The 20,486-nt window shown below is 53.6% G+C and carries 18 protein-coding genes; 5 read left to right on the top strand and 13 right to left on the bottom strand.

Annotated elements, in window-relative coordinates:
* Nucleotides 1-14: 14 nt before the first annotated feature.
* The 5 genes from fadK to ABRZ26_RS17840 form a co-directional block, all read right to left on the bottom strand.
* Nucleotides 15-1,697 (bottom strand): medium-chain fatty-acid--CoA ligase, encoded by a 1,683-nt coding sequence (fadK, locus tag ABRZ26_RS17860; RefSeq protein WP_319605499.1) that lies wholly within the window; start codon nt 1,695-1,697, stop codon nt 15-17.
* A gap of 111 nt (nt 1,698-1,808) precedes the next feature.
* A complete protein-coding gene (locus tag ABRZ26_RS17855; RefSeq protein WP_319605498.1) occupies nt 1,809-2,102 on the bottom strand; it encodes a ferredoxin family protein in 294 nt (97 codons plus the stop codon).
* A complete protein-coding gene (locus ABRZ26_RS17850) occupies nt 2,099-3,388 on the bottom strand; it encodes an FAD-dependent oxidoreductase (protein WP_319605497.1) in 1,290 nt (429 codons plus the stop codon). The genes ABRZ26_RS17855 and ABRZ26_RS17850 overlap by 4 nt, the downstream gene beginning before the upstream one ends.
* Nucleotides 3,389-3,437: 49 nt before the next feature.
* The gene (locus tag ABRZ26_RS17845) at nt 3,438-4,391 is read right to left on the bottom strand and encodes an electron transfer flavoprotein subunit alpha (protein ID WP_319605496.1); all 954 of its coding nucleotides are present in this window, start codon (nt 4,389-4,391) and stop codon (nt 3,438-3,440) included.
* A gap of 21 nt (nt 4,392-4,412) precedes the next feature.
* Entirely contained in the window at nt 4,413-5,177 is a 765-nt protein-coding gene (locus ABRZ26_RS17840; RefSeq protein WP_319605495.1) for an electron transfer flavoprotein, read from the bottom strand.
* Between the two features lie 620 nt (nt 5,178-5,797).
* Here ABRZ26_RS17840 and ABRZ26_RS17835 point away from each other — a divergent pair.
* Nucleotides 5,798-6,709 carry an AraC family transcriptional regulator gene (locus tag ABRZ26_RS17835; protein ID WP_319605494.1) on the top strand — a complete coding sequence of 304 codons (912 nt, stop codon included), beginning with the start codon at nt 5,798-5,800 and terminating at the stop codon, nt 6,707-6,709.
* A 252-nt stretch (nt 6,710-6,961) separates the two neighbouring features.
* Here the strand turns inward: ABRZ26_RS17835 and ABRZ26_RS17830 are convergent, their stop codons facing one another.
* The 5 genes from ABRZ26_RS17830 to ABRZ26_RS17810 all read right to left on the bottom strand — a co-directional run bounded on the left by ABRZ26_RS17830 (nt 6,962) and on the right by ABRZ26_RS17810 (nt 12,943).
* Nucleotides 6,962-8,113 carry an acyl-CoA dehydrogenase gene (locus ABRZ26_RS17830; protein WP_136167601.1) on the bottom strand — a complete coding sequence of 384 codons (1,152 nt, stop codon included), beginning with the start codon at nt 8,111-8,113 and terminating at the stop codon, nt 6,962-6,964.
* A gap of 18 nt (nt 8,114-8,131) precedes the next feature.
* Nucleotides 8,132-9,724 carry an acyl CoA:acetate/3-ketoacid CoA transferase gene (locus ABRZ26_RS17825; RefSeq protein ID WP_319605493.1) on the bottom strand — a complete coding sequence of 531 codons (1,593 nt, stop codon included), beginning with the start codon at nt 9,722-9,724 and terminating at the stop codon, nt 8,132-8,134.
* A 145-nt stretch (nt 9,725-9,869) separates the two neighbouring features.
* On the bottom strand, nt 9,870-10,628 hold the full coding sequence (gene aroD / locus ABRZ26_RS17820) for a type I 3-dehydroquinate dehydratase (RefSeq protein WP_319605492.1): 759 nt from the start codon (nt 10,626-10,628) through the stop codon (nt 9,870-9,872).
* Between the two features lie 108 nt (nt 10,629-10,736).
* Nucleotides 10,737-11,603, bottom strand: a complete 867-nt coding sequence (ydiB, locus tag ABRZ26_RS17815; protein ID WP_319605491.1) for a quinate/shikimate dehydrogenase — start codon at nt 11,601-11,603, stop codon at nt 10,737-10,739.
* Nucleotides 11,604-11,707: 104 nt separating this feature from the next.
* Nucleotides 11,708-12,943 carry an MFS transporter gene (locus ABRZ26_RS17810; protein ID WP_319605490.1) on the bottom strand — a complete coding sequence of 412 codons (1,236 nt, stop codon included), beginning with the start codon at nt 12,941-12,943 and terminating at the stop codon, nt 11,708-11,710.
* A 648-nt stretch (nt 12,944-13,591) separates the two neighbouring features.
* On the opposite strand from ABRZ26_RS17810, the gene ABRZ26_RS17805 reads away from it, so the two are divergent.
* Nucleotides 13,592-14,494, top strand: a complete 903-nt coding sequence (locus tag ABRZ26_RS17805; RefSeq protein ID WP_319605489.1) for a LysR family transcriptional regulator — start codon at nt 13,592-13,594, stop codon at nt 14,492-14,494.
* Nucleotides 14,495-14,509: 15 nt separating this feature from the next.
* Here ABRZ26_RS17805 and ABRZ26_RS17800 read toward each other — a convergent pair whose 3' ends face one another.
* The 3 genes from ABRZ26_RS17800 to ABRZ26_RS17790 all read right to left on the bottom strand — a co-directional run bounded on the left by ABRZ26_RS17800 (nt 14,510) and on the right by ABRZ26_RS17790 (nt 17,131).
* On the bottom strand, nt 14,510-15,730 hold the full coding sequence (locus ABRZ26_RS17800) for an MFS transporter (RefSeq protein ID WP_319605488.1): 1,221 nt from the start codon (nt 15,728-15,730) through the stop codon (nt 14,510-14,512).
* Between the two features lie 471 nt (nt 15,731-16,201).
* Entirely contained in the window at nt 16,202-16,762 is a 561-nt protein-coding gene (gene aroL, locus ABRZ26_RS17795; RefSeq protein ID WP_319605487.1) for a shikimate kinase AroL, read from the bottom strand.
* 12 nt (nt 16,763-16,774) lie between these two features.
* Entirely contained in the window at nt 16,775-17,131 is a 357-nt protein-coding gene (locus ABRZ26_RS17790; protein WP_319605486.1) for a YdiL family protein, read from the bottom strand.
* A 656-nt stretch (nt 17,132-17,787) separates the two neighbouring features.
* Between ABRZ26_RS17790 and ABRZ26_RS17785 the strand changes: the two genes are divergently transcribed.
* Genes ABRZ26_RS17785 through proW form a run of 3 tightly spaced genes read left to right on the top strand, consistent with a single transcriptional unit; the run spans nt 17,788 to nt 20,454 of the window.
* Nucleotides 17,788-18,078 carry a hypothetical protein gene (locus tag ABRZ26_RS17785; RefSeq protein WP_319605485.1) on the top strand — a complete coding sequence of 97 codons (291 nt, stop codon included), beginning with the start codon at nt 17,788-17,790 and terminating at the stop codon, nt 18,076-18,078.
* Nucleotides 18,057-19,259 (top strand): glycine betaine/L-proline ABC transporter ATP-binding protein ProV, encoded by a 1,203-nt coding sequence (proV, locus tag ABRZ26_RS17780; RefSeq protein WP_319605484.1) that lies wholly within the window; start codon nt 18,057-18,059, stop codon nt 19,257-19,259. The genes ABRZ26_RS17785 and proV overlap by 22 nt, the downstream gene beginning before the upstream one ends.
* On the top strand, nt 19,252-20,454 hold the full coding sequence (gene proW / locus ABRZ26_RS17775; protein WP_319605483.1) for a glycine betaine/L-proline ABC transporter permease ProW: 1,203 nt from the start codon (nt 19,252-19,254) through the stop codon (nt 20,452-20,454). Before proV ends, proW begins: the two co-directional genes overlap by 8 nt.
* The last annotated feature ends 32 nt before the right edge of the window (nt 20,455-20,486 follow it).

Raw genomic sequence — 20,486 nt, 5'->3', positions numbered from 1 at the left:
CGCCAACGCCGACGTCAGTTGCAAGGCGGCGATGACGCCGGCGCGTCGAGGCAGGTCTCCTCTTCCTCGGCGCATCGCGCCAGCCGCTGGATGATATCCCGGCGCAACAGATACTTTTTGATTTTTCCCGATGCCGTGCGCGGCAGCGCGTCGACGATAACCACCCGTTCCGGATATTTGTATTTGGCGACCCGTTTGCGGCTGAAGAAGGCGATCACCTCTGCCAGCGTCAGCGTCCGGTAAGGCGCTTTCAGGACCAGATAGGCGCAGGAACGCTCTCCCAGACGCGCGTCCGGCATGGCGACCACCCCCGCGTCGCGCACGCGCGGATGTTGCAGCAGAATCTCCTCCACTTCCCGGCTGCTGATATTCTCGCCGCCGCGCACGATGATATCCTTTTTCCGGCCGGTGATTTTGATGTAGCCGTCCTCATCCATGCGGCAGAGATCGCCGCTGTAGTACCAGCCATCCTGATCCAGCGCGCGGGCGGTCAGTTCGGGTTCGTCCAGATATCCCATAAACACGTTGGGACCGCGGGACGCCTCTTCCCCCTCTACGCCACGGGGAACCGTTTGGCGCGCCTTGTCGACGATCTTGATCTCCACGCCTGGGGCGGCGGTGCCGTCGGTATTGATCACCCGGGAGAGCGGATCGTCGAGCTTAACCACCGCATGGGGCGAACTTTCCGTCGCGCCGTAAACGCTCAGCAACTTGATGCCGGCCTGTAAACAGTCGCGGGTGATTTTTTTCGGGATGGTGGTGCCGCCGCACAGGAAGAAACGCAGCGAAGAGAGGTCGTAGTGACGCTGCTGCACGCAACACAGCAGGTCGTAGACGAAAGGCGTGGCCCCCATCACGCAGGTGCATTTTTCCCGCTCCAGAAACGTCAGGCACGCCGACGGATTAAAAATATCCAGCAGCACGCTGCGCGCGCCGATGATAAAGGGCGCGGTGACGCCGTGCAGAAAACCGGTGGCATGGGCCAGCGGCGCGGGCATCAAAATGGTGTCCAGCCAGCTCAGGTTCAGCGTCGCGCAGTAGGCGCGTTCGCTGGCGAGAATATTGTTATGCGTGAGCATAACGCCCTTGGGTACCCCTTCCGTACCGGAGGTGAACAGCACCGCGGCCAGTTCGTCGCCGTGCGTCCTGACGGGATTTTCCAGCGGGGAATAGTCTTGCAGCAGCTGGCTGAGCGCCGGCGTCGAGTCGGCGGACGCCAGCTTATCGACGGCCACCACCCGCTGTAGGTGCGGCAGTTGAGAACGCAGCGGGGCGACCCGCTCCAGCGGACGGTCTTGCTTGAACACCGTCGGGGCGAACAGCACGCGGGCCTGGCTCTTGTTAAGCGTCCAGATAAGCTCCGTCTCGCGGTAAGCGGGCAGCAGCGGAACCGAAACCGCCCCGGTTTTCAGGCAGGCCAGATAGATAATGGTGAATTCGCACCAGCCGGGAAGCTGAAAAGCCACCCGGTCGCCGGGCCGGATGCCCGCCTCCAGCAGGTAAGCGGCCACGCTTCCCGCCGCGCGATCCAGTTGCGCATAGGTGTATGACGCCCCCTGATTGTCGAGGACGGCGATCTTTTGCGGGGCAGCCTTAACCGACTGATGCCAATAGTCGGCGAGCGACGCGTCTCCCCAGTAACCCTGTTGTCGGTAATATTCCCTGCGCGCCGCGTTAAATTTTATCGTGACAGTCATTCGCGTTATCCCGGTTATCAATAACAACCGTGCAGTGCCGTGTCTCGTCAATCGCCGACATATCGCCACCCGAGGTCGCCGTCGGCCGTCAGATTTCCCTGTTCTAAGGGGTTAGCCGAAACGGAACTCGATACCGAAGGTACCCTGCGGGTATTCCCATTTCTCCAGGATGGTATCGCCGCACAGCACCCGGCAGGTGCCGCACTCCAGGCACCCCGCGTAGTCAAAATGGATATTGCCTTCGTCGTCCTGTTTGTACAGGCCGGCGGGACAGGCGTGCAGCAGCAGGCGGAACTGTTCCGCATCCGGGTTATCAACCAGTACGATGTGCGGGTTGCCTTCATCCACCCGGAATTTATCGACCCCCAGTTTCACGTCCACATTTACCGTTTTGTCGTCGTTCATAGCGCGCCCGCCCCTTTAATGCCGTCTTTCAGCAGATTCATCAGCCCCACCTGTCTGGCCCGTTTCACTATTTTTGTCCGCAGGGGTTTAGCGGGACTGCCGTCAATCATGAACATATCGCGCATGATGTCGGCGGCCATGCGCGGGTATTGGTCGAACAGGCGAGGAGTTTCCATCAGCGCCGGCAGCTTGCGGTAGTGATGCATATCGCGCAGCACAAAGCTCTGCTCCAGCTTTTTGCGGTATCCGGCCAGCCCGCCGACGGAAAAATCCTGCTGTTTTTTCGCCTCAATGGCGGTCAACGCGGCCGCTTCCGCCGAGGCGACGGCCAGATCCATACCGCGCACGGTATAGCCCAGATTCAGACACATCCCCGCCGCGTCGCCGACGATCATCACCCCATCGTCCGCCAGCGGCGGCACCATCGCCAGGCCGCCCTCCGGCACCATATGCGCGGAATACTCCAGCAGTTCGCCGCCCGCAATCAACGGGCGGATGGCGGGATGGCGTTTAAAATCCTCCATCATCTGCGGGATGCTTTTGCTGGCGCGCGCCATATCGCCCAGGCCGCAGACCAGCCCCAGCGACAGCGTATCCCGATTGGTGTAGAGGAAACCGCCCCCCATCAGGCCGTTGGACGGCGCGCCGGCGAACAGCCAGGCCGCCCCTTCGCCGGCGGAGAGGTTAAAGCGGTCTTCTATCTGCGACGACGGCAGCGAGATCAGCTCTTTGACGCCCACGGCATAGTGATGGGGCGACGGCGGCGGCACCATGCCGATAGCGCGGCCGAGCAGCGAGTTGACGCCGTCGGCCAGAATAACCACGTTGGCTTCCAGCGCATCGTCGCCGGCCTGTACGCCGGTCACCCTGCCGCCTTCCCGCAGCAGCGCATCCACCCGGACGCAGGGAATAAACTGCGCCCCCGCCGCCTCGGCTTTTTCCATCAGCCAGGGGTCGAACAGGTTGCGCAGCACAGTGTAGGAGGCTTGCGCCGGACTATCCGGCCGCTGGCTATGGAACTCCAGCGTGACGGCGCTGTCGTCGGTGAGAAAGGAGATTTTCTCTCTGGCGACCTTGCGCTCGACCGGCGCCTCCTGCGCAAAGCCCGGCATAATCTTCTCCAGGCTGTGGGCGTAAAGACGCCCCCCGGTCATATTCTTACTGCCCGCGGAATTGCCGCGCTCGATGACCAGCACCTCCAGTCCGGCTTGCGCCATGACATAACCGGCGACGCAGCCCGCCACGCCGGCCCCGACCACGATGGCATCGAATTTTTCTTCCGACATGCTGTTGCTCCCCGGCCCGCGACCTTTTTATCGGGCGGGCCGTTTATTATTATTGAGTTAGCTGTTCAATCAGGGCCGGCACCACCTTGTAGATATCCCCCACCAGGCCGTAGTCGGCGTACTGGAAGATCGGCGCGTTCTTGTCTTTATTGACGGCGACGATGATCTTGGCGCCGTTGCCGCCGACCATATGCTGGATCTGCCCGGAAATGCCCAGCGCCAGATAGAGATCGGATTTCAGCAATACGCCGGACACGCCGATATAGCGCTCACGCTCCATCCAGTGTTCGCCCTCGGCGATCGGCCGCGAACAGCCCACTTCCGCGCCAAGCGCGCTCGCCAGCGCCTGCACCATGCGCAGGTCGTCCTGCGCCGTCAGACCGCGCCCCACGCCCACCACGCGTTTGGCTTTGCTCAGATCCACGCTGCTCAACGATTTGCTGCGGCGCTCTTTGCACAGGATCGCCTGGCGAGGCGCGACATAATCCGCCTGATGGACAGGGCTGGAGTGAGCGGCATCGGCCGATACCGGCTCGACAGCGCCGGGAGCCAGCGTGACAACGGCGATCGGGGTGTTGATTTTTTCCCGGCCGAAGGCCAGACCGCCGTACATCCGGTGTTCGGCATAGGCGGCGTCATCGTCGACGCTGAACGACGTAACGTCGTTGACCACCGCCGCATCAAGCAACACGCCCAGTCTGGCGGCCAGCGCCTTGCCGCGTTTGGTCGCCGCCAGCAGGATAAGCGTGGCGGGCCGCTGCTGAGCCGCGGGTTTATCGATAAGAGCAACCAGGGTTTCCGCATAGTTTTCCACCCGTTGCAGGGTCGACTTCTCATCCAGCACGTAGAGCGCATCCGCCCCCAGCGGTTGAACGGACGGCACGGCGTCGGCCGTGGACAGCAGTACGTCGACGCGTTCGCCCCACTGCCGGGCGCCGCTCAACAATTCGGCGTAGCGATCGGGTTTGTCGCTGAACACCCATACGTTGGCTAATTTACTCATGATTTTTTTCTCCGTTGCGGGTTAGTTCAGCGCTTTTTTCAGGTGTTCCGCCAATTCAGCAACCGCTTCCGGCGAGTCACCTTCGATGATGACGTGTTTACGTTCCGCCTGCGGCGGCACGTGGATTTGAGTCAGTTCGGTATAGGGCGCCGCCGGCGACCAGTCGATATCGCCGCCCTGCCAGTGCGTGACCGGTTTTTTGCCCGCGCCGAGGATGGCTTTCATGGAGGGAATTTTCGGCACATTGATATCCGAAGTGACGCAGAGCGCGGCCGGCAGCGCCAATTCCAGCACTTCCACTTCATCTTCCAGGGTGCGTTCAATCAGGAGGCGGTTATCGACCCGTTGGATATTGCTGACCGCATTGACGGTGGGAAGCTGCAACAGCTCGCCCACCAGCAGTCCGACCTGCTGGGCGTACAGATCGCCGGAGCCTTCGCCGAACAGCAGCAGATCGAAGCCGATCTTGCGGGCGGCGGCGGCCAGCGCCCGCGCCGTGTCATAAGGCAGCGCATGCTCCAGCTTTTCGTCCTGAACCAGATAGAGTTCCTGCGGGCCGCGCGACAGTACGTCTTTACGCACCTTGGTGTTGTCCAAAAACTTACCGCCGGCGCTGAGCGCGACGACCCGATCGTCGTCGCCGGCCAACTGTACGGCCGCTTCAATGGCATTCAGATCGAACTGGCTGATTTTGGCATCGGCACGCTCAAAATTGAGCGTCCGCTGCGCGGTAACCACAATGTCTTGCTCTTCGGGAACCAGCTTGAAGCAGGTTATTATTTTCATGATCTCTCCTATCGGCAATAACGGATATCTGGGATAGTCGTGAAGGCTTCCGAAACAGAATGAAGGTTTCCTTACGACAAACCCCATTTATCTCAGAGGGATATACAAAGTTGATGGTGATATAGTGATACTGCGGCGCGGGAAAAACGACATGATAATATGTTTTAGTTACCAACAATCTTGCAAAAAAAACAGGCTGATGATTAATACCGCTTAATCATTTATTCTTATTTTCCGTGCGAACATTAGGTAGAAAACAGCATTGCGTTAAACATGAAATTAACACTCAAAGCAGTATTAAAATATCAGGATGTGACACACATCATAATTATTCGAAAAAAATTTTTTAGCGAGATCGAAAAAAGAAAAAATCAACTTTCCATTGTGAATTCGATGTGTCTATTTTGTATATCAAGCGTCAGATTATCGCCTGAAATAGAAAAAACAGAGGCCACAGAGGCAGTAACAACCAGGCGTTTTATGCTACTTACAAATTGACGTACTATCTTGCATGGCATACAAACAATCTTGTTTGGCGGCGCTGATTTCGTGTTATATATTTCATCGGTTGCTATCTCTCCCCCCCAATAATTGGCTTATACCTTAATGTGGAGGTAGTCATGTATCAGCGCTGCTTTGACGATAAAACAGACGCCATTTTTGAAAACGGGCGAACCCCGAAACTGTCCAGATTTGTCATTAGCGACGATCCCAACTGGGAATCCGGTCATCATGTGCATGAAGCCGAAACCGAACTGATCTACGTAAAAAAAGGCATGGTCAAACTGACCATCGACTCATCGAACTACGTCGCCAGAGCAGGCGATATCGTGGTCATTGAGCGCGGCAGCCTGCACGCTGTGGCCTCTGACGCCGCCTCGCCCGCCACCACCTATACCTGTGCGGTTTATGGCTTCAAGATTAACGGACTGGAAGAAAATCGCCTCATGCGGCCAAACTCCTGTCCGGTGGTATCGGCGATCAAAAACAGAGAGGTAATAACCAGTATTTTTCAAGAAATCAGCATGACCTTCCCCCAACAAAAGAACGGTATCTCATCATCGGTTTATGATGCTTTTGGCTATGTGCTGACGGTAATGTTTTATGAGAATTTCAAAAGCGCGTATCGCACCGACTCCGGGCAGATAATCAAAGACGTTTTGGTTAAAGATATCCTGGTTTATTTAAATGATAATTACCGGGAAAAAATCACGCTGGATCGCCTGGCGAAAAAATTTCGCGCCAGCGTGAGTTATATCTGTCATGAATTCACCAGGGAATATCATATTTCGCCCATCAACTATGTTATTAAACGTCGCATCACCGAAGCGAAATTTGCATTAACCAATACGGAATTATGCCTGAACGAAATTTCTTTCCGCGTCGGATATGATAATGTCGATCATTTCACAAAATTATTTATCCGCCATGTCGGCTGTTCCCCCTCGGAATACCGGAAACAGTTTAAAAGCGATCTGAACGGGCTGGAATATCGCGCGGAGTTTGATCAAAAGCCGGAAGTATTGATTTAACCATAATGACCCTATAACGAGGTTGATGACAAAGCCTATAATACGCCATTGTCATCCTCCGCTACGCGCAGTTATTCCCGCGGTTGTAGGCGGGAATCTCCTACTAAAACCGTAAACCGCCATTAGCTGATTCCCGCCTTCGCGGGAATGACGGGGTTGGGAAGGTTTGTCAACAGTCTGATATAACGATACTTTGCCGCGATACCGCGCAATCAGTTCACCCCGCCAGGCGTGAACTGATTACCGACGATATTACTTATTCTGATAATCCTTCAAAATCTGGCGCCCGGCGATATAAATCATAATCTCATCGGTGCCGCCGCCGATTCGTTCACAACGCACGTCGCGCCAGAATCGGGAAACGCGGGCATCATCGGTATAGCCCAGCCCGCCCATGATTTGGATCGCGTCGTCAATCACTTCAAGGGCGGTGCGGGCGCAATACAATTTGCACAGCGCGGCGCTGGTTCTCAATGACTGCCGCATATCCGCCTGCCAGGCCACTTTCAACACCATATTGCGCATGTTTTCGGTTTTGATGGCCATCAGCGCCAGCTTTTCCTGAATCATCTGATTATGGCCGATGGGCTTGCCGAACTGAATGCGCTGGTTGGCATATCTGGCGGCATCCTCAAATGCGCACTCGGCGAAACCGGTGCTGCGGGCGGCGTTAATCAGGCGTTCCATTTCAAAGTTATACATCACGTTGAGGAAGCCCATGCCTTCTTCACCGACCCTGTCGCTCTCCTCCACCTCGACATTGTCCAGATAGACTTCGCAGGTGCTCAGCATATGCCAGCCGATCTTGCGCAGCGGATTGATTTTGATGCCCGGACGATTCGATTCCACCCACCACAGGGTAAACGCTTTTTTCGGATCCTGCGGCGCGGGATCCCGCGCCAGCACCAGCATATAGGGATACTCTTTCGCCCCGGTGATGAAGGTCTTCTGGCCGTTCAAATACACTTTGCCATTCTTGCGCGTGTAGGTGGTGGTGGCGCTGTTGTTGTCCGAACCGGCGCCGGGTTCGGTGAGAGCCAGCGCATAGGCCGGGTCGCCGGTGGCCAGGGTGCTTTCCGCCGTTTTCCGCAGCTGTTCCGGCGAACCGAACCGCAGCATACTGTGAATGCACTGCCCGTTGGTGATCAGGAATGCGGGCGCGCCGCATTTTGATACCTCCATCAGCGCCAGCATTTGCGTCACATAATCGGCGGGAATGCCGTTATATTCCTCCGGCACGCCCAACAGGGAAATACCGTTGTCGGATAGCGCCTTCATGAATTCTTTGGGATAGGTACCCGTCTGGTCGCAGGTTCTGAAATATTCTTCCGGGAAATCACTGGTAATAAGTTCCCGAATACTGGCAAGCAGCAATTCTTGCTCTTCGGTTAAACCAAAGTTCATATTCTGTACTCCTGTTGATTAGTTACCTTCAGGTAAAACAAATCCCATGACCCGGTCGTAAAACATGCGTTCGTCCATTAACTTCAGGTCAGCGGATATAATCGGCTGGAAGTCCATTTGCGCTAAAATATCTCTATCCAGATCAACGCCGGGGGCAATTTCAATCAAATGCAAACCATCCGGTTTTAAGGTAAATACCGCGCGCTCGGTGATATAACGCACATCCAGTCCGCGCTCCAGAGCGATTTTTCCGCTGAAGGTGATTTCCGGTATTTGTTTTATAAATTTCTTGACTCTGCCCTCCTGGACTATTTTCAGCGTCCCTGCGCCGACGTCGGTCTTTAAACTGCCGGCGGTTAAAGTTCCGCAAAAGATAATTTTCTTCGAGGTGGCGCTAATATCGATAAAGCCGCCCGTCCCCATAATTTTGCCGTTGAATTTATGCACGCCGACATTACCCTGGCTGTCCACTTCAGCGAAACTCAAATAGCAGACGTCCAGCCCGCCGCCGTGATAGAAGTCGAACTGCGAGGTCATGTCCAGAATGGCGCGCGTATTGACGTTGGCGCCAAAGGCGACGCCCTGAGTGGTAATGCCGCCGATAGGGCCGGTCTCCACCGTCAGAACGAAGTCGTCGGCGCAGCCCTCTTCTCTGGCGACCAGGCCGATACCGTCCGCGATGCCGACCCCGACGTTACCCACCGCGCCTTTGCGCATCTCAAACAGAGCCCGCCGCGCCACCAGCTTGCGCTGATTGAGCGGAATGGCCATTTGGGCGCTGTCATCCAGCACGAAGTCGCCGGAAATAAAGCGGTTAACCGGCGCCCCGCCGTAAAGCTGCGTTTGCGCCGGATCGACGACGACGATATCCACCAGGTAGCCGGGAATTCTCACCGATTTGGGATGCAGCGTGGCCTTTTTGACCATCTTCTGCACCTGCATCATCACGATGCCGCCGTGATTATGCACCGCCTGGGCGATAACCAGAGCGTCCAGATACATCACCTCATCTTCAAAAGAGGCGTAGCCTTCGCTATCGCAGGTCGTGGCGCGGATAAAGGCGACGTTCGGCGCGATGGCCTTATAGAAGAGGTATTCCTGATTATCGATTTCCACCAGTTTGATCAGATCTTCCCTGGTCACTTCATTGAGTTTCCCGCCCTGCTGGCGCGGGTCGACGAAGGTGCCGATGCCGATATTGCTTAAAATACCGGGCTGGTGAGCGGCCGAGGCGCGGATGGCCTGGGTCAAAATGCCTTGCGGATAGTTGTAGGCGCTAATCTTGTTCTGTTCGGCCAGGTCGGAAATACGCGGCGATTGCCCCCAGTGACCGCACAGCGCCCATTTGACCAGCCCTTCCTGAGCCAGCGGGCTAATGCCTCTTTCCGCCCGATCCCCCAATCCCGTCGGGCTGATTAAGGCAAGATTACGCGGCGACCGGCTGGTTTTATAGCGCTCGGCCAAGGCGGTAATTAACGTGGTCGCTTCAAGAATTCCCCCGCCGGCGCCTAATACGCAGAGCGTCGCTTCATCCGGAATATAATTGACCGCCTCTGCGGCAGATAATACCGGGACCCTGCCATTTATTCTTTGCGGTTTTTCCAATTTCATAGCTACTCCTAATCATGACCGAATATACCCAATAATTTTTCAGATGCGGCAAGCCAACACACCTGCCGCTTGAAGATCAACGGGTATGGCTGTTTATTCAGGAACCCGAACGAATTCCTGTTTTAAGATTTAAATAAACGCGGTTTTATGATTGATGTAATATATTTAAAATGGCTCTCAAATCTTTAATTGCTATTTGCCCGGGCGCCGACGCTTTTTTCAATGCGCCAAACGTTGCCGCCGACCCGAATACTTCACCTGCTAAGCGTGAAATAACGCCCGACTGCGCCATAGACATGGTAATAATGGGGCGATCGGCATATTTCTCATACATTTCCAGCGTGGCGGCCAATAGCGTCAGGACATCGTTTTTGTTTTGCGGCATCAGGGCGATTTTCGGAATATCGGCCCCCAGCTGCTGCATTTTGCGCAAACGGCCGACGATCTCGTCTTTAGGCGGCGTTTTATGGAAATCATGATTGGAGACAACGACTTTCACCCCGCGGGCATGAGCATGGGCGATCGTCGCGCCGACGGCTTGATCGCCGGTAAAAAGCTCCAGATCGATCATATCCACCAGACCGCTATCAATCATCCGTTGGTTCAGGGAAATATACTCATCGGACGATATCTCTTTCTCTCCCCCCTCCCTGGCGCTGCGGAAGGTAAAGAGGATCGGCCGGTGCGGAATGATGCCGCCGAGCTGGCGCGCCGCCTCAATCACGCTGTCGATATTCGTCACATCGGCAAAATGATCGCTGCGCCATTCCAGAATATCGAAGTCGAAATCGCGGTAATATTCCGCTTCCGATTTCACCGCCGACACGTCTTTTCCCATCAATGAGACGATAATTTTGGGCGCGCCCTCGCCTATCACCACATTTTTCACTGTTACGGTTTTCATGCTTTTCCCTTCCATTAATGCCTTACGGCCCTGAATGCCCACCGCGTATCCGCCGTTCAGACGCGACGCCTTGGCGATGAGAGCGGCAACATAATCCGTAGCCGATAATTATGCGTTGAACCCCATAACCTTTTTAATGTATTCCAGCGGGAAATCTTTCCCGGTCCACAGCTTGAACTGTTCCGCGCCCTGCCATAACAACATCCCATAGCCATCGACCGTTTTACAGCCGACCTCCGTCGCCATTTGCAATAGCTTGGTGATATGGGGATTGTAGACGCACTCGGAGACCAGCAAATCAGGGCGCAGCATCGATTTGTCGCTGACGACGCATTCATTTTCCAGCGGCTTCATCCCCACTTTGGTGCCGTTGGTCAGGATATCGGCATCGGCAATCGCCTGGGCGAACGCCTTCTGGTCGGCCAGGTCGGTAACCGTTACCGTACAATCCGTATTGTCGTTAACCCGTTTCGCAAAGGCGAGCGCCTCTTCGTAGAACTCATCGCGGCGGTTAAACAGCATGATTTCCCTGATGCCTTCGATAGCCGCCTGCGCGCCGATGGCGGTGGATGCCCCGCCGGCGCCCACCAGCACCATTTTTTTACCGACAATATCAAAACCGGTTTCTTTGATGGCCCGAATATGTCCGGTTCCATCGGTGTTATATCCTCTGAGGTAATCATTGTCGTTTACAATGGTATTAATGGCGCCGACCAATTTGGCCGCGGGGGTTAATTCATCCACATATTTACAAGCCAGCTGCTTGTTGGGCATGGAAACGCCGGTACCGCGCATTTTTAAGGCCTTAAGCCCCTCAATCGCTTTGCCAAAGGTGGTGTTGTCGACCTCGAAAGCCATATAGGTATAAGGTAAGCCGACTTTTTCCAGCGCTTTATTCTGCATTTCTGGAGACAGACTGTGTCTGATGGGATATGCCATTAATCCAATCAGCTCATATTTTGCAGTAACATCCATTATAAATCCCTCTCTATATTATTTATACTGCCGATCCACGCCCTATATATTTAAAACTAACGGGCATATTTAATTTTCAATAACACTTTCACCTGTTGATAAAATTACCGGAAGAATCGCTCGCCAAAACGCAAATCATTCTCTGGGATTTTGAACACTTTATAATAACGAACAAAGACCACTATCGCGGTGATAAATGCGATGCTGGCGAATACCACGTCCAGTAATATGATGTATTGCAAGCCTATGGTGGATAAATAACCGGTAATCAGCGGGATAATAAAATTGGCCAAGCCGCCCATCATCATATAAACGCCGGTGACTTTGGCTTTGCTTTTGGGGAAAAACTCCGACATAACGGAAACGCCAAGCTGTAATATCCCACCCGCGGCGGAGAACCCGATGATAAACGCCCCCACATTACATACCAGCGGCGATGGGTATAGATAAATAACGATCCCGGTAATCACGGATAATCCGGCGTTAAAGACATTGGCCCACACCGGGCGAACCATGCTTTTGAGCAGGAAGGCGAAGAAAAATACGCACACCAGCGAGCCCAGACTGTAGTAGGAGATGGTTTTTAACGCCTCGGCTTCCCCCATGCCGCCGAAGGCCATCGCGTATTTCGGCATCCACACCACGATGACGTAAAACGTCGAGAATGCCGCCACGCCGAACACGATGGAGGCCACGCCTTCCAGCCATGCCAGCGGCTTGCTGTTCATCTGCGGCAGATCTTTGGCGATATTGGCGTCCACCAGTTGGCTGGGAAATTTACTCTTCAGCACCAGCAGCGTGACCAGGAGGAACAGCACGCCGGGGATAATCATCGCGTAGCCGTACCATATCTGACTGACCAGCAGGTAGCTGACCAGCATGGGATAAAACATCTGACCGAAAGAGACCATGGCCTTAACCAGAATCACCGCGGAGCCCGACGTTTTGGGGTAGCACTCCATCAACGCCGGATAACCGCCGGTGTCCAATGCCGCATTCGCCGCGCCGACGCAGAAAGCCAGCACAAACGCCACGATCAGATTAGGACTGAGGAGAATGCCGAAGAAGAACAGCACATATAGCACGATCCCCAGGAAAATAACCGAGCGTCGGCCAAACTTATCCGAGATGACGCCGAAGAAGAGGATGCTGATCAGCCTGCCCAGACCGATGCCCGAAATCACGTAAGCAATCCCGGCGTTATCGGTGTTAAACTTTTCCGCCAGAGGCGTCATATTCTGCGCCAGAGTAATAACGCTGACGCCGTGAAGAAAATAGCTCAAATATATGCCGATGACGGCTAATAAAAATGGCGTATTGAAGGCCTTGTTCTGGCTCATGCTTTTCTCCGCTTATCGTTAATGTTTTCATTACATAGATTTTCCGGACGGGATTATGCTGGCCGTCTTACTTTTTTCTTTTTATTCAGGTTGGAATCACCGTTCTTATAAAACACCATTAAATTAACAGCTGTATTTAATGTATATAACGACGACAAGGATTAACACGTAAGATAAGGCTTTTGTTTTCAATTTTATTGCATGGCGCCGGGAAGTATCTCGTCTCCCCTGTTGATAATTTGTTTGCTATTTTACAAAATGAATACATGGCGCGAATGATAAAAAAACCCATGACATCGCGGCACAATTTCTTCATTTTGCGAAGCAGTTAAAATTTATTTAAGCCAAAGAGTGATGGACGACATAAAATATTTTTATCCGCTGCCGGGTAACCCGATCACGATTGATCATCCTCTCCGTTTGGCCTCGTCTTCAATTAACAACTTATTTACCGCGCCATGCCGCCTTAAACGGTAAAAAGGACATGCTATATTGCACGGCGGCATAATAATGTTGCACGCCGCTCGCCGGGGTCCTTGCGCTTCCCTTCCACTCTGTATAATCCTTCGATGTTATTGAATACCCCTCTGCGCCACGGCCGCCGGCCTGAAGTCTATTGAATAGCGCGTTAACGCCACGAGAAACCCTATGAATTTAAAACAATTACACTATTTTAAGCGTCTGGCTGAAAAGCAGCATTATACGGAAGCGGCGTCGAGCCTGTTTATCGCCCAGCCCTCGTTAAGCCATGCGATATCCGAGCTTGAAAAAGAGCTGGGGGTGACGCTATTTGAAAAATGCGGCAGGAACGTGCGCATCACGCAGTGCGGCAAAATATTTTTACCCTATGTGGAAAATGCATTGCGTGAGTTGGAAAACGGGCGTTTTGCGCTACGCCAAATAAGCGGCGCGCAGGAGGACGTTATCGGCCTGGCGTTTATCTATACCATGGGAGAGACGGTCGTTCCGCGGCTGATCGACCGCTTTATCCACCTCCCCGGTAATGAAAATAAACGCTTTCGCTTTTATCAGGGAACCACCGCCTCGATCGTGCAAGACCTGAAAGCGGACAAGTTCGACCTGGCGCTCTGCTCGCTGGCGCCGGAAGAGCCGGAAATCGAGTTTATCCCGTTAATCAGCCAGGAGCTGGTGCTGGTGACCGCCCGCCGCCATCCGTTGGCGCAACGCCGTGAAAGTGAAATCGCTCTGGAGGAGGCCATCCCTTATCCGTTTATCTTTTATACGCCGGAAAGCGGATTACGTCAGTTTATCGACAGGATGTTTATGCAAAAAAAACTGCTCCCCGAAGTCGCCTGTTACGTCGAGGAGGATACGGCGATGGCCGGGCTGGTGAGCATTGATTACGGGATTGCGATTATGCCGCGCACCGATACGCTGTCGCGAGCCAACGTACGCATCATGAGCATCAAAGATCCCGGCCCGACGCGCTATATCCATCTGGCGACCCGGAAAGACCAGGCGTTATCCCCCTCCGCGCTGGCGTTCAAGAAGTTTATCTTCAGCGCCTGCCAACGGATGCAGTTCAATTAACGCGGTTTTGGCGCGTCAAACCTGAAGCTGATTGATCTTTATCGCGCCGCGGCGCTCCTTCATATTGCGATAGCCGATAAACAACGCGATCAGGAAACCCAGGGCCGAGAGGCCGACATCGAACCACATAATACTGGCGATGCTGGTTTGCGATAATTTGGCGGTGATCAACGGAATCGTGAAGGTGGCCAGGCTGCCGGCGCTATAAAAAATACCGGTGGCCTTCCCTTTGGCGTGAGGAAAACGCATCGCCATCAGCGTCAGCCCCAGTTGCATTACGCCGCCCGCGGCGGAAAAGCCGATCACGAAGGAGAAAACCATCACGGTCGTCACGGTAGGATGCAAACATACCGTCAACAGCGCGACGAAGGATATAAACGTATACAGCATCAACAGGGTGGTTGAACTGACCGCTTTCTTCACCAGACCGGCGGTGATAAACACACACAGCAGGGAGCCCACGGTATAGATGCTCAGTAGCCTGATCGCGGCGGTATAGGGCATCCCCGCCACAAACTGCCCGTACTGCGCCAACCATTGGCTGACCAGATAGAACGTCGCCATGGAAATGTAGCCATAAAGGGTAAAGCCGGCGAGATCCAGCATCGTACAGCCGCCGCCTTCCGCCACCGGCTGTTCGGCGATATTGCTTTCTTTCTCCGACTCGGGACGGGAGCCGTGAGGCGGGAAAGGGCATCGGAACAGGCACAGTGCGTTAAGCAACATAATGCCGGCGGCAATCAGGAACGACCAGCCGAACCAGAGTTCGAACCAGACCAGCACGCTGATGATCATCGGCAAAATAAACTGACCGCCGGAAACAAACGCTTTGATCAGGATATTGGCGGTGCTGGGGGTATTGGGAAACGCCTCCATCAATGTCGGATAGGTGCCGGAGTCGAGAAAACTGTTCGCCATTCCCGCCAGAAAACCAAAGCAGTAGGCGACGACGATGCTCTGCGTGCTGAGGAGTCCCAGAAAAAATCCCAGATAGCAGGCCATCCCCAGATAGATAAAAGGCCGGCGGCCGAAGCGATCGGAAAGCATGCCCGCCACGAGTAACACGCTTAGCCTGCCAATCCCCAGAGAGGAAATCACTACCGATACCCCGGCCGCATCGGTTTGCCACTGTTGCTGCAAATGGGCCATATTCAAACTGATCAGGATAACGCCCATACCGTGAACCAGATAATTGATATATAACCCGAAAGATGTTGCTATATATTTGTTTTTCATAATAAACCTTTTTTGGAAAGGATGTTTTTATGGCATCGCCGCTATTCCCTTTCCTGTGCTTGCTGCAAAAAACTGTCCGTCAGGCGCGCCCTCGCCCCTTCTCCCGCGGAAGGTTCGGAAAATCAGCTTAAAGAGCGAATAAATAGATGAGTTAGCGCATGATAAATATCATTTCTTAATTCATACCCATGCTAGCAACTCTCCCCATCAATAAATAATTCATTTTTTATTGATAATTCATAGATTGTATCTATAGGCTATATTTATAAAATAAAACAAGCGCACTTCCGACATAAAATATCGCATGCCGGGTTATTTTTTTAAAACCTGTGACAAAGGAAGCATATTATTTATTTTTATGACGCGGGTCATATTTTGCATCCAAAATATAGGACAAATCGTGCAATATTACGGCGGCAGAGAACATTATTCTCTGCCGAAATATCCCTATCTGAAAATGAACTTATTCTGTTAAAGGCGGGGCGGTATCGCCGCGGCATCATTCGCGGCATCGTTCAACAGGGTATGGTAAATGGCGTTAATTTCCTGCGCGACCTGCTCTTTGCCGTTATTGGCGTCAATCACAAAATGAGCGCTTTCCTGATAGAGCGGATCGCGTGTGTTGATAATGCCGCCAATCTCTTCGGTAATCGACAATCCCGTCAGGGAGGGACGCTGGCTCACCGCCGGGTCCGAGCGCAGGCGCTTGACCACCGTCTCGACCGATGTCGCAAGATAAAAAACAATACCTTTGTTTTTCATGTAATTGCGATTCTCCTGCGCGATAACCATCCCGCCGCCGGTGGCGATGATGCAACCAGATAGCGTCACTTCTTTCAATATCCGGCCTTCGATTGTCCGAAAGTTGTCCCACCCCTGTTCATCGACGATTTGCGCGATGGTCTTGTTGGTTTTTTTCTGCACCACCTCGTCCGTATCAATGAAATTCAGTTTTAAACGGGCCGCCAGCATCTTTCCTACCGTGGTTTTACCTGACGCGCGCGGGCCGACAAGTATGATGGTATTGATCATAAATTTGTCCTGTCAGCACAATCTTTCCAGATTATGGGAATAGAGTTCGGCCGCCACGGATTGGTATATCTTCCACGCTAAATAATCCTCTTCGGTGTAGACCGAACGAAAAGCGTCATAATCGGGGAAAAAACGCATAGTGTTATTCCCGATACGATTATTTATCTTTTCAATGATGGCGCTAATCCTTTCTTTGCGTTTTTTGTTCATCAGCGTCAGGGTTTCGCTAACGGCGGAAGGTATTTCCTGTTCTCCCTTTTCCCATTTTCGCCACATTTCCGTATCATTATCCCCCGCAATATAGTATGCCGCTTCGTCGATACTCATAAAAAAAAGCTGGCGCAGAGCCTGTAGTTCCAAATGGTTCATAATATGCCGACTCCTGGAATAATTTGGCTGGGTTGCTAACTAAATAGCATTCTATTTTTCCACGGAGAATGATCGTTATCATAATAATGCCGAATGACAAGGCTGTTATAAAAAAGTCATGATGGCCGTCTTAAAATAACATCGCGACGATTGCCCCCGCGCAGACTTCCGCCCACGCCAACCACATTGATCCGCAACGCGGAGGATGCGCCGCTGGTTTTTGCTCTACGCGCCACCGGCGCAATAAGGTTGTCGCCCGCCCTCCTGGACAGGATCCCGATATCGTTATCAGGCTAAAAAACATCGCCGTTTAACCATGTAAAATATCAGGTTATTATTTGCTGATATTCAGCCCCTGATTTGCTGAAAATAATCCCCGGGAAAAGGGTAATAATGTTAACTACATCACACTCGTCATAGGCCCGATATTTACCGGGGCAAGCGCTGCGTCAGACGGCAAATTCCGCCTGAAAATCAGTGCGCCTGCTTTTGCTAAAAATAAGGCTACGATCACGATTCGCGTGAATTATCCTGCGCGAAAATCGGGCTATTATTCGGCTTGACGCGCAGAAGATAGATTTTATATCCCAGCTTTTTTCATTGATAAAACAAACAATAATCAGCAAGTTATCGCCAGCGAAAAAGGCTTATTTGCCATGAAAAACAAACATGCCGAAAATCACCAACAACCCTTTGTTTTAAAAGAACAAAAAAGGCGTGAAATAGCAACACGCATTGATCCCGGCCTATCCAAACACATGAAAATAATAGGGTTAAATCGGCCCGATTTGCGCAGCGTCGCTAAAATCGATTCAGCCGACAAGGGGTTGTCTCAGAATCTGATTATGGTAGGGTATGGGGCGTTTAATCATTACCAGGACAAACGTTATAGAATTATAAATGACCATAGGAAAACAACCATTTCATGGCAATTAAACTTGAAGTAAAAAACCTTTATAAAATATTTGGCGAGCATCCGAACCGAGCATTCAAGCTGATCGATAAAGGCTTAACCAAAGATCAGATTTTTGAAAAAACGGGCCTTACCCTCGGTGTAAAAGACGCCAATCTGGCCATTGAAGAAGGCGAGATATTTGTCATCATGGGATTATCCGGTTCCGGCAAATCAACCATGGTACGCCTTCTCAATCGTCTGATAGAACCTACTCGCGGTCAGGTTCTGATTGATGGCGAAGATATTGCCCAAATATCCGACGCAGCGCTGCGCGACGTGCGGCGTAAGAAAATCAGTATGGTGTTTCAGTCGTTTGCGCTGATGCCGCATCTGAATATCCTCAACAACACCGCATTTGGCATGGAGTTGGCGGGGATAGCGAAAGAAGAACGCGAGCAGAAAGCGCTGAGCGCCCTGCAACAGGTCGGTCTGGAGGCTTACGCCTCGTCCTACCCGGATGAACTGTCCGGCGGGATGCGGCAGCGCGTCGGGCTGGCGCGGGCGTTGGCGAACAACCCCGACATCCTGCTGATGGACGAAGCCTTCTCCGCGCTCGACCCGCTGATCCGCACCGAAATGCAGGATGAACTGGTCAAGCTGCAATCGCGCAACCAGCGCACCATCGTCTTTATTTCTCACGACCTGGATGAAGCCATGCGCATCGGCGACCGTATCGCCATTATGCATGGCGGCGAAGTGATTCAGGTCGGCACCCCGGACGAAATACTGAATAATCCGGCCAATGATTACGTGCGCACCTTCTTCCGCGGCGTGGACATCAGCCACGTATTCAGCGCCAAGGATATCGCCCGCCGCCGTCCGGTGACGCTTATCCGTAAAACGCCCGGCGTCGGACCGCGCTCGGCGCTGAAAATTCTTCAGGATGAAGATCGCGATTACGGTTATGTGCTGGAACGCGGCCAAAAATTTATTGGCGTCGTCTCTATCGATTCACTCAAACAGGCCTTGAAAGAACAACAGCCGCTGGAACACGCGCTGTTATCCGATCCGGTTCCCGTGCCGGCCGATATGTCGCTCAACGATCTGATTTCTCAGGTAGCGCAAGCACCTTGCGCCGTTCCTGTGGTCGGTGAAAACAATGAGTACATCGGCATCATTTCCAAAGGAATGCTGCTACAGGCGCTGGATAAGGAAGGAGTGAGCAATGAGTAAATCAACACCTAATGCGTGGGAAAATGATAACGCGCCGCAGCAAAGCGCCGATCAGCAGGGAAATATGCCGCAAAACGATCCCTGGGCGGCGACGCAACAGCAAGCCGCGCCGGCGGATAACGCCCCGGCGCCGGATGCCGGCGCGCAGAGCGATCCCTGGTCCACGACTCAGGATGCGCCCGCCAACGGCGCGGACGCCTGGAACACGGCCCCGACCGATGCCGCCCCGGCCGGCAGCGACTGGCTAAGCAGCGCCCCGCCGGCCGAGCCTGAACATTTCAGCTTGCTCGATCCGTTCAAAGATACGCTGATTCCGCTCGATCGCTGGGTAACCAACGGCATTGACTGGGTCGTCGGAAATTTCAGGCCGCTGTTTCAAGGCATTCGCGTCCCGGTCGATTTCATCCTGAGCGGTTTTCAACAGTTTCTGCTCGGTATGCCGGCGCCGGTCGCCATTGTGCTGTTCTCGCTGATCGCCTGGCAGATGTCCAGTCTCGGCATGGGCGTCGCCACATTGATCTCACTGATTGCCATCGGCGCCATTGGCGCATGGTCGCAGGCGATGGTCACCCTGGCGTTGGTGCTGACCGCCTTGTTCTTCTGCATCTTGATCGGGCTGCCGATAGGGATCTGGCTGGCGCGCAGCGAACGGGCGGCCAAGGTCATTCGGCCGTTGCTGGATGCGATGCAGACCACCCCCGCGTTCGTCTATCTGGTGCCGATCGTCATGCTGTTCGGTATCGGCAACGTGCCGGGCGTGGTGGTGACCATCATCTTTGCGCTGCCGCCGATTATTCGTCTGACCATTCTGGGGATCCGCCAGGTGCCGGAAGATCTGATCGAGGCCGCCGAATCCTTTGGCGCCAGCCCCCGCCAGATGCTGTTTAAGGTTCAGTTGCCGCTGGCGATGCCGACCATCATGGCCGGCGTGAACCAAACGCTCATGCTGGCGCTGTCGATGGTGGTCATCGCCTCGATGATCGCCGTGGGCGGGTTAGGTCAAATGGTGCTGCGCGGCATCGGTCGTCTGGATATGGGTCTGGCGGCGGTCGGCGGCGTGGGTATCGTTATTCTGGCCATCATCCTTGACCGCCTGACCCAATCGCTGGGCCGCGACAAACGCAGCAAAGGCAACAAGCGCTGGTATGCCACCGGCCCTATCGGCCTGGCGACCCGCCCTTTCATCAAAAAATAACCGCAAGGCGCCCGTTGCCGGCTCTGGCCCGG

Source organism: Brenneria sp. L4-2C, from assembly GCF_040240335.1.
Taxonomy (GTDB): Bacteria; Pseudomonadota; Gammaproteobacteria; order Enterobacterales; family Enterobacteriaceae; genus Brenneria.
The sequence above is the reverse complement of the archived record's forward strand: the minus strand, read 5'-3'. Positions and strand labels throughout refer to the sequence as shown.

Coding starts and splice junctions, on each gene's coding strand:
- aroD (WP_319605492.1), bottom strand. CDS start 10,628: ATGAAAACCGTAACAGTGAAAAATGTGGTGATAGGCGAGGGCGCGCCC.
- ABRZ26_RS17800 (WP_319605488.1), bottom strand. CDS start 15,730: ATGAAAAACAAATATATAGCAACATCTTTCGGGTTATATATCAATTAT.
- fadK (WP_319605499.1), bottom strand. CDS start 1,697: ATGACTGTCACGATAAAATTTAACGCGGCGCGCAGGGAATATTACCGA.
- proW (WP_319605483.1), top strand. CDS start 19,252: ATGAGTAAATCAACACCTAATGCGTGGGAAAATGATAACGCGCCGCAG.
- proV (WP_319605484.1), top strand. CDS start 18,057: ATGGCAATTAAACTTGAAGTAAAAAACCTTTATAAAATATTTGGCGAG.
- ABRZ26_RS17830 (WP_136167601.1), bottom strand. CDS start 8,113: ATGAACTTTGGTTTAACCGAAGAGCAAGAATTGCTGCTTGCCAGTATT.
- ABRZ26_RS17810 (WP_319605490.1), bottom strand. CDS start 12,943: ATGAGCCAGAACAAGGCCTTCAATACGCCATTTTTATTAGCCGTCATC.
- ABRZ26_RS17825 (WP_319605493.1), bottom strand. CDS start 9,724: ATGAAATTGGAAAAACCGCAAAGAATAAATGGCAGGGTCCCGGTATTA.
- ABRZ26_RS17790 (WP_319605486.1), bottom strand. CDS start 17,131: ATGAACCATTTGGAACTACAGGCTCTGCGCCAGCTTTTTTTTATGAGT.
- ydiB (WP_319605491.1), bottom strand. CDS start 11,603: ATGGATGTTACTGCAAAATATGAGCTGATTGGATTAATGGCATATCCC.
- ABRZ26_RS17850 (WP_319605497.1), bottom strand. CDS start 3,388: ATGTCGGAAGAAAAATTCGATGCCATCGTGGTCGGGGCCGGCGTGGCG.
- aroL (WP_319605487.1), bottom strand. CDS start 16,762: ATGATCAATACCATCATACTTGTCGGCCCGCGCGCGTCAGGTAAAACC.
- ABRZ26_RS17855 (WP_319605498.1), bottom strand. CDS start 2,102: ATGAACGACGACAAAACGGTAAATGTGGACGTGAAACTGGGGGTCGAT.
- ABRZ26_RS17805 (WP_319605489.1), top strand. CDS start 13,592: ATGAATTTAAAACAATTACACTATTTTAAGCGTCTGGCTGAAAAGCAG.
- ABRZ26_RS17845 (WP_319605496.1), bottom strand. CDS start 4,391: ATGAGTAAATTAGCCAACGTATGGGTGTTCAGCGACAAACCCGATCGC.
- ABRZ26_RS17785 (WP_319605485.1), top strand. CDS start 17,788: ATGAAAAACAAACATGCCGAAAATCACCAACAACCCTTTGTTTTAAAA.
- ABRZ26_RS17840 (WP_319605495.1), bottom strand. CDS start 5,177: ATGAAAATAATAACCTGCTTCAAGCTGGTTCCCGAAGAGCAAGACATT.
- ABRZ26_RS17835 (WP_319605494.1), top strand. CDS start 5,798: ATGTATCAGCGCTGCTTTGACGATAAAACAGACGCCATTTTTGAAAAC.